The organism is Streptomyces sp. NPDC001292 (assembly GCF_042896465.1).
GTDB lineage: Bacteria > Actinomycetota > Actinomycetes > Streptomycetales > Streptomycetaceae > Streptomyces.
The window spans coordinates 60727-74153 of record NZ_JBIAXG010000041.1 but is presented as its reverse complement, the minus strand read 5'-3'; the positions used below and the strand labels follow the sequence as shown (position 1 = coordinate 74153).

General features: G+C 74.1%; 9 protein-coding genes and 1 pseudogene. 7 read left to right on the top strand and 3 right to left on the bottom strand.

What is annotated here, in order from left to right; all coding sequences use genetic code 11:
• Positions 1–170: 170 nt before the first annotated feature.
• Together ACFY4A_RS32800 and ACFY4A_RS32795 are read left to right on the top strand one after the other, a co-directional pair.
• Positions 171–848, top strand: a complete 678-nt coding sequence (locus tag ACFY4A_RS32800; protein WP_358732794.1) for a uracil-DNA glycosylase — start codon at positions 171–173, stop codon at positions 846–848.
• A 280-nt stretch (positions 849–1128) separates the two neighbouring features.
• The gene (locus ACFY4A_RS32795) at positions 1129–1932 is read left to right on the top strand and encodes an SAM-dependent methyltransferase (RefSeq protein ID WP_390832965.1); all 804 of its coding nucleotides are present in this window, start codon (positions 1129–1131) and stop codon (positions 1930–1932) included.
• 9 nt (positions 1933–1941) lie between these two features.
• Here ACFY4A_RS32795 and ACFY4A_RS32790 read toward each other — a convergent pair whose 3' ends face one another.
• A complete protein-coding gene (locus ACFY4A_RS32790) occupies positions 1942–3027 on the bottom strand; it encodes a WD40/YVTN/BNR-like repeat-containing protein (RefSeq protein WP_390832964.1) in 1086 nt (361 codons plus the stop codon).
• 282 nt (positions 3028–3309) lie between these two features.
• Here ACFY4A_RS32790 and ACFY4A_RS32785 point away from each other — a divergent pair, with 282 nt between their 5' ends.
• Positions 3310–3897, top strand: a complete 588-nt coding sequence (locus ACFY4A_RS32785; protein WP_390832962.1) for a hypothetical protein — start codon at positions 3310–3312, stop codon at positions 3895–3897.
• A 98-nt stretch (positions 3898–3995) separates the two neighbouring features.
• Here ACFY4A_RS32785 and ACFY4A_RS32780 read toward each other — a convergent pair whose 3' ends face one another.
• Entirely contained in the window at positions 3996–5744 is a 1749-nt protein-coding gene (locus ACFY4A_RS32780) for an acyl-CoA dehydrogenase family protein (RefSeq protein WP_390832961.1), read from the bottom strand.
• Positions 5745–5797: 53 nt separating this feature from the next.
• Between ACFY4A_RS32780 and ACFY4A_RS32775 the strand changes: the two genes are divergently transcribed.
• The 4 genes and pseudogenes from ACFY4A_RS32775 (at position 5798) to ACFY4A_RS32760 (ending at position 12585) form a co-directional block, all read left to right on the top strand.
• The gene (locus tag ACFY4A_RS32775; RefSeq protein WP_390832960.1) at positions 5798–6568 is read left to right on the top strand and encodes a PaaX family transcriptional regulator C-terminal domain-containing protein; all 771 of its coding nucleotides are present in this window, start codon (positions 5798–5800) and stop codon (positions 6566–6568) included.
• Between the two features lie 83 nt (positions 6569–6651).
• A pseudogene (locus ACFY4A_RS32770) lies at positions 6652–7153 on the top strand (GDSL-type esterase/lipase family protein); the annotation flags it as partial.
• Positions 7154–7704: 551 nt separating this feature from the next.
• The gene (locus ACFY4A_RS32765; protein WP_390832959.1) at positions 7705–8256 is read left to right on the top strand and encodes a hypothetical protein; all 552 of its coding nucleotides are present in this window, start codon (positions 7705–7707) and stop codon (positions 8254–8256) included.
• A 9-nt stretch (positions 8257–8265) separates the two neighbouring features.
• Positions 8266–12585: an HAD-IC family P-type ATPase gene (locus ACFY4A_RS32760; RefSeq protein WP_390832958.1), complete on the top strand. Its 4320-nt coding sequence runs from the start codon at positions 8266–8268 to the stop codon at positions 12583–12585.
• Between the two features lie 536 nt (positions 12586–13121).
• Here ACFY4A_RS32760 and ACFY4A_RS32755 read toward each other — a convergent pair.
• Positions 13122–13346: a Tn3 family transposase gene (locus ACFY4A_RS32755; protein ID WP_390832956.1), complete on the bottom strand. Its 225-nt coding sequence runs from the start codon at positions 13344–13346 to the stop codon at positions 13122–13124.
• Positions 13347–13427: the final 81 nt, after the last annotated feature.

Here is a 13427-nt window from a genome sequence, read left to right as displayed (position 1 = left end):
GGCAGGTCGGGACCCCGGGCCCGCCGCCCGACCGCAATCAATCACACCGATCACGACCGACCGGCCAATTGCCCGTTACTGACCCACGCTCCTAGCGCCCACGGACGCTCCCCCGGCAGGGCCGGTCCGCGGGCACGGGTTGTCGGTGTGGGCCGCTAGAGTGACGCGGCGTGGCACCACGACCGTTGCATGAACTTGTAGAGGCCGGCTGGGCGAAGGCCCTGGAACCGGTGGCCGGGCGTATCGCGGGCATGGGCGACTTCCTTCGCGCCGAGGTCGCGGCCGGCCGGACGTATCTCCCGGCGGGAGCGAACGTCCTGCGGGCGTTCCAGCAACCCTTCGACGACGTAAGGGTCCTGATCGTGGGTCAGGATCCCTATCCGACGCCGGGGATGGCGATCGGCCTGAGCTTCGCGGTCTCGCCGGAGGTGCGGTCGCTGCCGGGCAGCCTGGAGAACATCTACCGGGAGCTGAACTCGGATCTCGGCCTGCCCAGGCCCTCCAACGGTGATCTGACCCCGTGGACCCGGCAGGGCGTGCTGCTGCTCAACAGGGCGCTCACCACGGCCCCGCGCAAGCCGGGCGCCCACCGGGGCAAGGGCTGGGAGGAGGTCACCGAGCAGGCCATCCGCGCCCTCGTCGCGCGGGAGCGGCCGCTGGTGTCGATCCTGTGGGGGCGGGACGCGCGCAACCTGCGCCCGCTGCTCGGCGAGTATCCGGCGATCGAGTCGGCGCACCCTTCGCCGATGTCCGCGGACCGCGGCTTCTTCGGCTCGCGCCCGTTCAGCCGGGCCAACGACCTCCTCCAGCGGCAGGGAGCCGAGCCGGTGGACTGGAGACTGCCCTAGGTGCGCCGTCCCGGCAGGTTGGTGAGTCGGCCGGCTGGGGTTCGGCCGCGGATGCCGGTGTGGGGTCGGTGGTAGTTGTACCGGGCACCAGACCCCGCTCCCTGATCCGGCCCGATCCGAACGAAAGACCCTGCGCCGGGCGGTCGGCGAGCAGCCCTGCCGAAGTCAACGGCTCTGCCGGAAAGGCCAGTTCCAGGCCGCAGGCCGGGGCGGCTGACAATGGTGGCCGTCGGCAAGGGAGTTGATCATGCCGGCGGCCCCCGTGTGCGATGCTCTCCCCATGACTGATCGAAGCGACTGGGACGGCAGACTGCAGACCGATCGACCCCACTCCGCGCGCGTGTGGAACTACCTGCTCGGCGGCAAGGACCACTACCCGGTGGACAGCGAGACCGGCGACGTGATCCTGCGGATGTTCCCCGAGATCGCGGCCATCGCACGTCAGCAACGGAGCTTCCTGGTGCGGGCGGTGCGGTTCCTGGCGGGCGAGGCCGGAATCCGCCAGTTCCTCGACATCGGCACCGGGCTGCCCACCGCGAACAACACCCACGAGGTCGCCCAGAGCATCGCGCCCGACAGCAAGATCGTCTATGTGGACAACGACCCCATCGTCCTCGTCCACGCCGACGCGTTGCTGCGCAGCACGCCCGAAGGCGAGTGCGCCTACCTCGACGCCGATGTGCGCGATCCGCAGAAGATCCTCACTCAGGCGGCCCAGACGCTGGACTTCGACCAGCCCATCGGCCTGATCCTGCTCGGCATCATCGGGCAGGTCCCGGACGAGGAGGGGCCCGAGCGGATCGTGGCCGAGCTGATCGACGCTCTGCCACGCGGCAGCTATGTGGCCTTCAGCGACGGCACCGACACCAGTGACAAGCTGAAGTCGGCCATCACGGCCTACAACGCGCAGTCCGCCAACTCGTACCACCTGCGCTCGCCCGAGCACATCGGCCGTTTTCTCCAGGGGCTGAGTCTGGTCGAGCCGGGCCTGGTCCGGTCCGCCGACTGGCGCCCGGACCCCGGCGCGGCGGACATCACTCGCGACCAGGGCCACGCCGTCGGGGCGGTGGGCCTGAAGGAATAGGCGCCCTTCTCAGCCGATGACCGCCGCCCGCACGCAGAGCACGTCGGGCAGATGCGAGGCCAGTTGCCGCCAGCTGTCGCCGTCGTCCGCCGACGCGTACACCTCGCCGTTGCGATTGCCGAAGTAGACGCCGGCCGGGTCCGCGTCGTCGGTGCACAGAGCGTCGCGCAGCACCGTGCCGTAATGGTCCTCCCGCGGCAGACCCGCCGCGAGCGGCTCCCAGCTCCGGCCCGCGTCCGCGGTGCGGAACACACGGCAGCGGCGGTCGGCGGGCACCCGGTCCGCGTCCGCGTTGATGGGGAAGACGTACGCGGTGCCGCCGCGGTGCGGGTGGGCGGCCGCGGCGAAGCCGAACGTCGACGGCAGGCCCTCGCCGATGTCCGTCCAGTGCGCGCCGCCGTCGTCGCTGCGGTACACGCCCCAGTGGTTCTGCAGGTACAGCCGGTCGAGGTTCTCCGCGTCCTGCGCGACCTTGTGCACGCACTGGCCGAACTCCGGGTTCGGGTCCGGCAGGAACACGGCGGACACCCCGGAGTTGGACGGCGTCCAGCTCACTCCGCCGTCGGCCGTGCGGAACACCCCGGCGGTGGACACGGCGACCGTGACCGCCTGCGGGTCGCGGCGGTCCGTCACCACGGTGTGCAGGCCCTCACCGCCGCCGCCCGGCACCCACTTCGACCGTGTGGGGTGCTCCCACAGCGGGCGGACCAGCTCGAAGCTCTCGCCGCGGTCCTCGGAGCGGTACAGCGCGGCCGGTTCCGTGCCCGCGTAGACCACGTCGGGTTCGGCGGCGGCCGGGTGCAACTGCCACACCCGCTCCAGCGAGGCGCCGGTGTCCTTGGGGAACCTCACGGCGGGCCGGGCCGGTTCGGTCCAGGTGCGGCCCAGGTCGTCGGAGCGGAACACCGACGGGCCCCAGTGCGCGCTGTCCCCGCCGGCCAGCAGCCGTGGGACGGAGCCGCGGACGTCGATCGCGACCGAGTACACGGCCTGCGCGTTGAAGTGGGGACTGTCGTCGAACTCCCAGACGCCGTTCCGCCGCCGCCCGATGAACAGGCCCTTGCGCGTGCCCACGGCGAGCAGTACCTCGGTCATGCCGATCACCTCCGCGAGGTCTTCGTCCGGACCTCTTTGTCCCGGACACCGGCCAGTTTGCACCCCACCACTGACACTCATCTCCGGATCCGCGTCGTCGCAGGTCACAGCGGCATGGCTGGGAAAGGGCGCCCGGTCGTGCCGGCCGGAGTCAGGGGACGACCGGGGCGCGGCACCCATGGGAGGGCCGGGGCGGGGAACCCGGCGTGAGCATCGGGGAGCCCTCCGCCGTACGGGAGGGCGGTCCGGCGGGTCCGTGCGCTCGTGAGGAGGATGCCGTCGATGGCGTTCCGTGGTCCGAAGGCGTGGTTGTGGCGGTGGCGCCGCAATCCGCTCAAACGCCGCTCCGACACGGTGGAGACCTGGGTCGTGCTCGGCACCTGGGTGCTCGGAGTTCTCGCCGGGGTGCTCGCCGGATGGACGGCGGCCCAGGGCGCGGAACACGCCACGGCCCTGGAACCCTCCGCACGGACGCCCACGGTCGCACGGGTGACCGGGCAGGCGCCCGGCTCGTCCGCCGGGACCGGCGAGGTTCCCAGCACGACCCTCCGGGTGTGGGGAAAGGTGCGCTGGACCATCCCGGACGGCACCACGCGCACCGGCTGGGCCCGGGTATGGCCCGGCAGCGCCGTCGGCACCCCGGTCACCGTGTGGACCGACTCCCGCGGACGGCTGGTGACCGGACCGGCCACGCCCGCCCGGGCCCGCGCGCGGGCCGTGAAGTCCGGCGGCCCGGTGGGAATGGGCGCCGCCGCCGTCCCCTTCGTCACCAGCCATTTCCTGCGCGCCCGGCTGGAACGCCGCCGCTTGGACCAGTGGGGCACCGAATGGGCCCGCTTCGGCCCCCTGTGGAGCCGCGAGACCTGGTGACCGCCCCGGCCCGGAGGACGGCGCCGGACGGGACGGGGTACCGGTACCGGGGTGTGATGGGGCCGAGTGCTGGTGCCTGGTGATGCCCGGCACGGCCCCTAACCCGGAAGTGACCGTTCCAGGATCGCGTCGAGGTCCGCGCTGTCCGGCAGCGTGCCGAAGGAGTGGCCCCAGTCGCCGCCCAGCCGGGTCGCGCAGAAGGCGTCGGCGACGGCGGGCGGGGCGTGCCGGACGAGCAGGGAGGCCTGCAAGGTCAGGGCCATGAGCTCGACCAGGCGGCGGGCGCCGACCGGGGACGCCTCGCCCAGACCGGCCTTGAGCCGGGTCACGGCCGCGTCCAGGCGGGCGTCGGCGCCCCGCGCCAGGGCGAGTTCGGCGAACAGCGCCTCCGCCGCGCCGGGCTCCCGGCCGAGCGCCCGCAGGACGTCCAGCGCGTTGACGTTCCCCGAGCCCTCCCAGATCGACAGCAGCGGCGCCTCCCGGTAGTGCCGGGGCATCCCGGACTCCTCGACGTACCCGTTGCCGCCCAGGCACTCCAGGGCCTCCGCCGTGAAGGCGGGCCCCCGCTTGGTGACCCAGAACTTGCCGACCGCGGTCGCGATCCTCCGGAACGCGGCCTCGCCGCCCCCGCCGGCCGCGCGCACCGCCCGGTCGGCCGCACCGGCCAGCCGCAGCGTGAGCGTCGTCGCGGCCTCGGACTCCAGCGCCAGGTCGGCCAGCACGTTCCGCATGAGCGGCTGGTCGATGAGCAGCGCTCCGAAGGCGCCGCGGTGCCGTACGTGGTGGCCCGCCTCGACGAGTGTCTTGCGCATGAGCGCCGCCGACATCATCACGCAGTCCAGGCGCGTGCAGTTGACCATCTCGATGATGGTCTTGACGCCCCGCCCCTCGGGTCCGACCAGCCAGGCCACCGTCTCGTCGAACTCCGGCTCGGAGGAGGCGTTGGACCGGTTGCCCAGCTTGTCCTTGAGCCTCTGGATGCGGAAGGTGTTGCGGCTGCCGTCGGGCAGGACGCGCGGCACCAGGAAGCAGGACAGTCCGCCCGGAGCCTGGGCGAGCACCAGGAAGACGTCGCACATGGGCGCCGAGGTGAACCACTTGTGCCCGCGCAGGGTGTACACCCCGGGCTCCGCGGTCGGCGTGGCCGTGGTGGTGTTCGTCCGTACGTCCGAACCACCCTGCTTCTCGGTCATCCCCATGCCCGCCAGCAGGCCCTGCTTCTCGGCCGCCAGCCGCAGTCCGGGCTCGTACACCCGGCTGGTCAGCAGCGGTTCGTAGACGGCGGCCAGTTCCGGCTGGGCGCGCAGGGCGGGTACGGCGGCGTACGTCATCGACGTCGGACAGCCGTGCCCCGCGTCCGTGTGCCCCCACACCAGGCCACCGGCGCTGCGGGCCACATGCGCGCCGGGCCGCTCGTCCGCCCAGGGCGCGCCGGCCAGACCCTCGGCGACCGCCGTCCGCATCAGGTGGTGCCAGGCGGGGTGGAAGTCGACCTCGTCGATCCGGTTGCCGTAGCGGTCGTGGGTGCGCAGTTCGGGCTCGTGCCGGTTGGCCTGCTCGGCCCACTCCTGCGCCTCAACGCTCCCGGCCAGCGCCCCGAGCCGTCGCAGGTCCTCCTCGGCCCAGCCGGCGCCCTCCCGGCGCAGGCCCTCCAGCAGCGCCGCGTCGTCGGACGCGTCGTAGGGCGCCAGGGGAGGGGCCTGGTTGGTGACAGCCTGCGTGGCGTCCTCCCCGTGCGGTCGGGGCCGCGGTTCGAGCGGCGCCTCCCCGTCCTGCCGCACCTGCTGCTCCTGCCGTTCCCGCAGTGCCTGTCGTTCCTGCTGCTCGTGCGCGAGTGTCGAGGCCATGCCGTCCATGTTGCACTCTGCCTGCGGTCGCAGCAATAGTGCAACATGCCTGGATGTCCGTACAGTACGTGACCATGAACGCCTCCCAGGGGCCCGCAGGGGCCGGGCTGCGCCCGCTGTCCGCGCGGTCGGTCGTCCTGAGCCTGCTGCTGGGCACGCATCCGCCCGAACTGCCGGTGAAGGACCTCGTACGGGCGGTCGAACCCTTCGGGATCGGCGGATCCACCCTGCGTGCGGCCCTGAGCCGGATGGTGGCCGCCGGAGACCTGCGACGCTCCGACACCGTCCACGGCCTCAGCGACCGGCTGCTGGAGCGCCAGCGGCGCCAGGACGCGGCCGTGCAGCCCGAGACACGCCCCTGGGACGGGGAGTGGGAGATGGCCGTCGTGACGGCGACCGGCCGCGAGCCCGCCGAACGCGCCGAGCTGCGCGCCCGGTTGACGGCTCTCCGGCTCGCCGAACTCCGGGAGGGCGTCTGGCTGCGCCCCGCCAACCTGCGCCGCCCCTGGCCGGGCGAACTGTCCCCGGTGGTCCGGCGTTTCACCGCCCGGCCCGAGGAACCCGCCGCCGACCTGGCCGCGCGCCTGTGGCCGGTCGACGACTGGGCGGCGACCGCCCGCGTGCTGCTCGCCCTGGTCGCGGGCACGGACCGGCCGGCCGACCGCTTCACCGCCCTCGCGGCCGTCGTACGGCACCTGCTGGCCGACCCCGTTCTGCCCGCGCCCCTGCTGCCCGCGGGCTGGCCGGGCCCGGCACTGCGCACCGCGTACAGCGACCGCCGGAGGGAGTTGACCGAGCAGATGCTCACACGCGCGAGGCGGTGAGCGGACGGCGGCGGTCGCGCGCGGCGCCCTGGGGAACGCCGCGCGCGACCGCGCTCACCGCGTCGGGATCACTTCTAGGTGATGTCCGACACCAGGCCGCCGGGGGCAACCGCGTCCTGAACGACGGCCTCGGCCCCAACGTCCTCGCCCGCCTCGACCGCGACATCCTCTCGCGCAGCGGCGTCGCCTGGCTGATCGTCTTCGAAGGCGTCAACGACATCGGCACCGCCGACGCCTCCCCGGCCGCCCAGCGCCAGGTCATCGAGGACCCGATAGCCGCCCACCAGCAGATCGTGGTGCGCGCCCATGCCCAGGGCATCCGCGCCACGGCGCCACCCTGCTGCCGTTCGGCGGCAACGACTCCTGCGACGACCCGGCGGGCCTGCGGGAGAAGTCCCGGCAGGCGGTCGGCGCCTGGATCCGGGCGAGCGGACACTTCGACGCGCTGGTCGACTTCGACCGCGCGGTCCGCGACCCCGCGGTCCCGAGCCGACTGCGGCCCGACCTCCACGCCGGGGACTGGCTGCACCCCAACCCGCAGGGTTACGGGTCCTCGCCGGTGCCGTCCCCGCAGGACTGTTCCGCACTGAGGGATCCGCCGTCGGGCTGCCGGGCGTCGGCCTTTTGGAGCGAGTGCCTGTCGGCCTTCCGGCCGGGTGCTCGGTGCGCCGGGTGCGCCTGTACGGGCGGGGTCCTTGCCGGTGCCGTTGCCGTTGGGCATGTCCCGCCGCGTCCGACGTGGCAGCGGGACAGCTCCGCCGTTGGTCTGATGGGCGTCGGCCTTTTGGGCGGGGCGGCTGTGGGCCTTTCGGCTGGGGTGTTCGGCGCGGCGGGTGCACCTGTGGCCGCAGGTGCGCGGGAGTCGCGCCGGTGCCGTTTCCCGGAGTGGTTCGCTTCCGGCGCGGGGGTGAGCCGCCACCTTCCTGCGCGGGTGAGCCGCCACCGACCGGCACCCCGCCGGTGCTGGGGGCAGGATGCCGGTCCGCGTTCCGGCCGCAACGCGGCCAGTGGCGAACGGCGGAGCCCGGTGGCGCGGACGCGGGCGGTGGCGTTCTCTGAGAGGGACGGGGTGACCAGCAGGGTTGTGGGCACCCGGTGGGCACGAGGAGTCGATCTCATCCCAGGCGAGGAGAGTCATGGCTGAGCAGAAGTCGTCGTCCGCCCTTGCGGCGCCGCTGCACGGGGCGGCCTCGGTGCTGCGGAGGGTGCCGGGCGCCGAGACGGTGGGCCGGGCCGCGCAGGGGGCGCTGGACAAGGTCGGCGCCGTCTCGCCGCGCGGGCGGCGGCTCGCGGTGTACACGGGAGCCGGAGTGCTCGGTGTGGCCGGGGTGGTGGAGTGGCCGGTGGCGCTCACCGGCGCGGCCGTGGCCTGGCTCACCCAGCCCCGACCCGAACGGACCGCCGGCGACGAGGAACAGACACGGACACTGGCACCGGAACCGCCACCGGCCGTCGCCATCGCGGCCCGCGAGCCCGCGAAGAAGCGCGGCACGGCTGCCAGGGAGACGGTGCAGGAGGCCGGCACCGGTCCCGGGGAGCAGGCGTCCGCGCCGGACACGGACACCGGGCCCGACGGACCGGCGAAAAGCGGGGCGTCCGCGGCCGGCCGGGGCAAGTCCTCGCAGGGGCAGGTGGCGGCCACCGGACCCCTCGGCCCGACGTCGCGGCCCGACCGCACCTCCCGCTGAGGAGGTGTCATGATGCTCGGACTGCTGACTGCGCCGTCGTCCGCTGCCCGCCTGGTGACCCGGGCTGCCGCGCCGGCGGTCGGGGCCGCCGCGGGCGCGGTGGCCGGAACGGCACGGGCCGGCGTACGCGGCGCGGACGCCGCCGCGCGGGTCGCGCGCGTCGCCTCCAACGCACTGCCCGGCACGGACCGCCACTGGCGATCCGGCACCCGGGCACACCTGTCGCTGCGTTCGCCGGACCCCGAGAAGGTGCTGCGTGCGGGCGGGAAGGCGCATCTGGCCCGGCACATCGCCGCCACACTCGCCGAGCGGCCCGACGTGCTCTTCGCGTGCTGGGACGAGGGTCTCGGGCGGCTGGTCGTCACCGTGAAGGAGGAGGAGTTCACCGACGAGGTCGTGGACCACGCGGCCGACCTCGCGGCCCGGCAAGGGCTCGTCCTGGACGGCGACGACCCGGAGGAGATCACACATCCGGGGGACCCGGACGGGGTGCGCACGGCTGCGGCCGCGCTCGCCGCCGACGTGGTGGGCATCGGAGTCGCACTGACCTCCTACGCGCTGCGCCTGCCGCCCTCGCCGCGCATGGTGACCGCCGTGGTGACGCTGCTGCGGGAGAACCCGCGCTTCCGTGCCGGGCTGAGCGCCCGGCTGGGCAGGTCCCGTATGGACCTCCTGCTCGCCTGCGCGAACGCGGCCGCCCACGGCACCGGCCAGACCCCCACCTCGCTGGTCCTGGACGGCGCGCTGCGCGCCTCACAACTGGCCGACACGATGGCCCGCACGGCCGCCTTCGACGCGCTGCACGACCAGTTGTGCGCGCCCGACCGCGTCAGCGTCGCCGCGGACGACACCCCGCGCCCGCCGCTGCGCATCACACCGGCCCAGGAGTACGCCAACCACGCCTCCGCCGGCAGTCTGGTGGGCGCGGCGCTGACGATGCTGGTCAAGCACAACGGGGCCGAGGCGGCCGAGGCGGTGCTCGCCGGTTCGCCCAAGGCCGCGCGCTACGGACCCGCCGTCTTCCACGCCGTGCTCGGCAGCCTGCTCGCCCGGACCGGCGTGCTGGTCCGCACCCCGGAGCGGCTGCGGCAACTGGAGATGGCCGGCACCGTCGTCCTGCACTCGAGCGCGCTGCGCACCGAGGAGGGGGAGGCGGACCCGTGGACCGAACCGGTCCTGGACGCGGCACGCCGGGCCGGACTGCGGGTGGTCCTGGTGGACGATCCGGCCCTGGAGGACCTCACCGGCCTCGCCGACCAGGTCGTGGACGCCCGGCGGCCCCTGGACGACGTGGTGTACGGGCTGCGCGGCGAGGAGGGCACGGTGCTCACCGTCGCCCGGATGCGCTCCGCCGACGACCACGACGTGCTGGCCGGACTGCGCGGCAGCGACCTCGCCCTCGCCCTCGTGGACGGCGACGCCGCCGTCGTCTGGGGCGCGGACATCCTCGCCCTGCACGGCCTGTCCGACGTGTGGCGGGTATTGACGGCCGTCCCGGCGGCCCGGAGGACCGGCCACCGGGCGCAGACCCTGGCCCGGTCCGGCGCCGCGCTGTCCGGGCTGCTCGTGGCCATCGGCGAGTCCAAGGGCGGCCGCGGCCGCCGTGCCATCCTGCCCGGGCTGCGGCACGCGCCGGTCGACGCCGCCGCGGCCGCCGCCCTGCTGTCCGGGACGCGCGCCGCCTTCGCCGTGGCGGCGGCGCACGCCCCGCACCCGCGACCGCGCGTCCACTGGCACGAACTCGACGCGAAGGAGGCCCAGGAGCGGCTGGGCCACGAAGCGGCCGGCCGGCGCACCCCGTACGAGTGGGCCGCCGCCCAGGTCCGCAAGGCGGTCGCCGACGTCGTAGGGCACCCCGTCCTCGCCCCGGTCCGCTGGACGTACCAGCTGGGGCAGGCCGTGCGCGGCGAACTGCGTGACCCCCTCACCCCGGTCCTGGCCGTCGGCTCGGCGGCTTCGGCGATCCTCGGCTCCGTGGTGGACGCTCTCCTCGTGGTCGGCGCCCTCGACCTGAACGCCCTGGTCGGCGGATTCCAGCGGCTGCGCGCCGAACGTGCCCTGTCCGGCCTGATCGCCGAGCAGAAGCGGAAGGCGCGTATCGCGCCCCCGGACTCGCAGGCCCCGGCCGGCGCCACCGTCACGGTCGACGCCGGGAAGCTCAAGCCGGGCGACGTGATCGAGCTGAAGGGCGACGAGGTGGTGCCCGCCGACGCCCGGCTGCTGTGGGAGGACGGCCTGGAGGTCGACGAGTCCGCGCTGACCGGGGAGTCGCTTCCGGTGGAGAAGCAGACCGACCCGACCCCGCACGCCGCGGTCGCGGAGCGCAGCTGCATGGTCTTCGAGGGTACGACCGTGGTGGCCGGGGAGGCCCGGGCCGTCGTGGTCGACACCGGCGACCGCACCGAGGCCGCTCGCGCCGTGCACCTCGCCGCCCGTACGCCCCCGTCCGCGGGCGTGCAGGGCAGGCTTCAGGAGCTCACCCGCAAGGCACTGCCGCTGACGCTGGCGGGCGGCGCCGCGGTGACCGGTATCGCGCTGCTGCGCGGCACCTCCGTCCGCGAGGCGGTCAGCGGCGGCGTGGCCGTCGCCGTGGCCGCCGTCCCGGAGGGCCTGCCCCTGGTCGCCACCGTGGCGCAGCTGGCTGCGGCCCGGCGCCTCAGCCGCGACGGTGTCCTGGTCCGCACCCCGCGCACGCTGGAGGCGCTGGGCCGGATGGACACCATCTGTTTCGACAAGACCGGCACTCTCACCGAGAACCGGCTGCGTGTGGTGCGGGCGTCCGACGCCGACGGTGAGGTCCACGTGGTGGGCGACGAGGCCTCCGCACGGACACTGAGGTCCGCGGCGCGGGCCTGTCCGCGTCTCAACGGCGACTCGGACCGGCCGGTGCACGCCACCGACGAGGCCGTCCTCGACGCGGCCGGTCCCGACCCGGACTGGGTGGAGCTGGAAGACCTCGGCTTCGAGGCCGCCCGCGGATACGCGGCCGCAGTCGGCCGGGTCGCGGACGGCCCCCGCCTGCTCGTGGTCAAGGGCGCCCCCGAGACGGTGCTGCCCGCCTGCCCCGGCCTCCCGGCCCACGCCATCGCCACCTCCCACGCCCTGGCCGGCGACGGACTGCGGGTGCTGGCGGTGGCGCAGCGGCGGCTCGACGAGCACGAGAGCGAGGAGGACGCACTCGAACGGACGCTTGAAGAACTGGAGTTCATCGGGCTGCTGGCACTGTCGGACGTGCCGCGCGATACGTCCATGGCGCTCGTGAGGGGACTGTACGAAGAGGGCGTACGGCCGGTCATGCTCACCGGCGACCACCCGCAGACCGCCCGGGCCATCGCCACCGAACTGGGCTGGCCGAAGGACACCCCGGTGGTCACCGGGGACGAACTCGCCGCCGCGGACAGGACGGCCCGCGCCCGGATGCTGCGCGACGCCGGAGTCGTCGCCCGGGTCGCACCGGAGCAGAAGCTCCAGGTCGTCGAGGCGCTGCGGGACGCCGGCCGAGTGGTCGGCATGGTCGGCGACGGCGCCAACGACGCCGCGGCGATCCGCGCCGCCGACATCGGCGTGGGCATCAGCGCCCGCGGTTCCGCGGCCGCGCGCAACGCGGCCGACATCGTCCTGACCGACGACGATCTGACGGTCCTGATCGATGCGATCGGCGAGGGCCGCGCCCTGTGGCACAGCGTCGCCGACGCCATCGCCATCCTGATCGGCGGCAACGCGGGCGAGATCGGCTTCGGTCTGTTCGGCACGCTGCTGTCGGGCACCGCGCCGTTGTCCACCCGGCAGATGCTCATGGTGAACCTGTTCACGGACCTGTTCCCGGCGATGGCCGTGGCGGTGACCCCGAAGGAGGACACCGAGCAGGCGCGGTCTGCGACGCCGGAGGACGCGGCGGGCTCCGTCCTGGGCGAAGGGCTGATCCGGCAGATCCGCCACCGCGCCCTGACCACCTGTCTGGGCGCGGCCACGGCCTGGATGATCGGCCGCTGGACACCCGGCACCGCCCGCCGCTCCAGCACGATGGCCCTGTGCGGTGTGGTCGGCACCCAGCTCGCCCAGACCCTGCTCGACCGCCGGGACAGCACGCTGGTCCGGGTGACGTCCCTGGGCTCCGCCCTCGCCCTCGCCGCCCTGATCCAGACCCCGGGCGTCAGCCGGATCCTGGGCTGCACCCCGCTCGGCCCGGTGGCCTGGTCCGGCGTCGCCGCGGCGATCGCCCTGGCCCTGGCCGGTCAGCGGGTCCTGCCCCGCCTGGAGGAGACCGTCGTACGGCTGCTGCCGGAGAGCGGTCCGGCGGTCGTCCGAGAACTGACGGCCGGGGGATGACGGCCGGCGGCCCCCGGTCCCGCCAGAGCCTGGCGGGACCGGGGGCCGGGCCTGCTCACGGATGCCCGCGGGCATGTTCCGAGGCGACCCCGCCGTCTTCTCGGCCCTGTTCTCGTATAGCTACGGCGAGGGGACAAGTAGCTCAGCGTGACTTGAGGACCTCTGCTTGGGTGCGGGGCTCGGGGACCGCTCCGTGCTCGGGCGCGTCCGGGGCACAAAAGGGCCGTAGCCCCTGGCCTGGGCCGCTGGCAGTGATGTTGAAGAGGTACCGGCCCAGAAAGGTTGATGTGCCGGTCCTTGAGCGGGGAGAGGCGGGCCGCGTCCAGGTAGCGGGGGTTCGCTTCCAGCAGCGCGCGCAGCGGCGCATCCGCCCCGCCATGCCTCCACCGTGCGCTTGGGCCCGGTCACGCGGGAAGCCGCCGCAGTTTCGCCCTGCGGGTTGCGCGGGCCGGGCACCGTCACCGCCCGGGCGGTCAGGTCCAGGTCGAGGCGGCTGTTCATGTCCAACTCGAACCGGCCGTAGGGATTCACGTGCGTCAGAACAGCGGGGACAGCGCACGCCGGTCGGCGTCGGTAAGGGTGTCGGCCCACTTCGGATCGGCGAGGACCTGCTGCATCAGTAGCGTGTTGACGTGGACCAGGGCGGACTGGATCAGGTGCAGCGCGAGCATGGACACCTCCTGGGACTCCTTGTCCTGCCCGGCAAGGTCGCCGTCCTTGCCGTAGAAGAGGTCCTTGTTCGCGCTGTTCCAGTTCTCCACGACATACGAGAACAGGGCCTTCTCAGGTGCGTTCTCCTGCCGCCGGACAGGAGAACGCGCGTTTCGGGCGGGAGTCCCGGA

Coding starts and splice junctions, on each gene's coding strand:
- ACFY4A_RS32760 (WP_390832958.1), top strand. CDS start 8,266: ATGATGCTCGGACTGCTGACTGCGCCGTCGTCCGCTGCCCGCCTGGTG.
- ACFY4A_RS32795 (WP_390832965.1), top strand. CDS start 1,129: ATGACTGATCGAAGCGACTGGGACGGCAGACTGCAGACCGATCGACCC.
- ACFY4A_RS32775 (WP_390832960.1), top strand. CDS start 5,798: ATGTCCGTACAGTACGTGACCATGAACGCCTCCCAGGGGCCCGCAGGG.
- ACFY4A_RS32780 (WP_390832961.1), bottom strand. CDS start 5,744: ATGGCCTCGACACTCGCGCACGAGCAGCAGGAACGACAGGCACTGCGG.
- ACFY4A_RS32765 (WP_390832959.1), top strand. CDS start 7,705: ATGGCTGAGCAGAAGTCGTCGTCCGCCCTTGCGGCGCCGCTGCACGGG.
- ACFY4A_RS32790 (WP_390832964.1), bottom strand. CDS start 3,027: ATGACCGAGGTACTGCTCGCCGTGGGCACGCGCAAGGGCCTGTTCATC.
- ACFY4A_RS32785 (WP_390832962.1), top strand. CDS start 3,310: ATGGCGTTCCGTGGTCCGAAGGCGTGGTTGTGGCGGTGGCGCCGCAAT.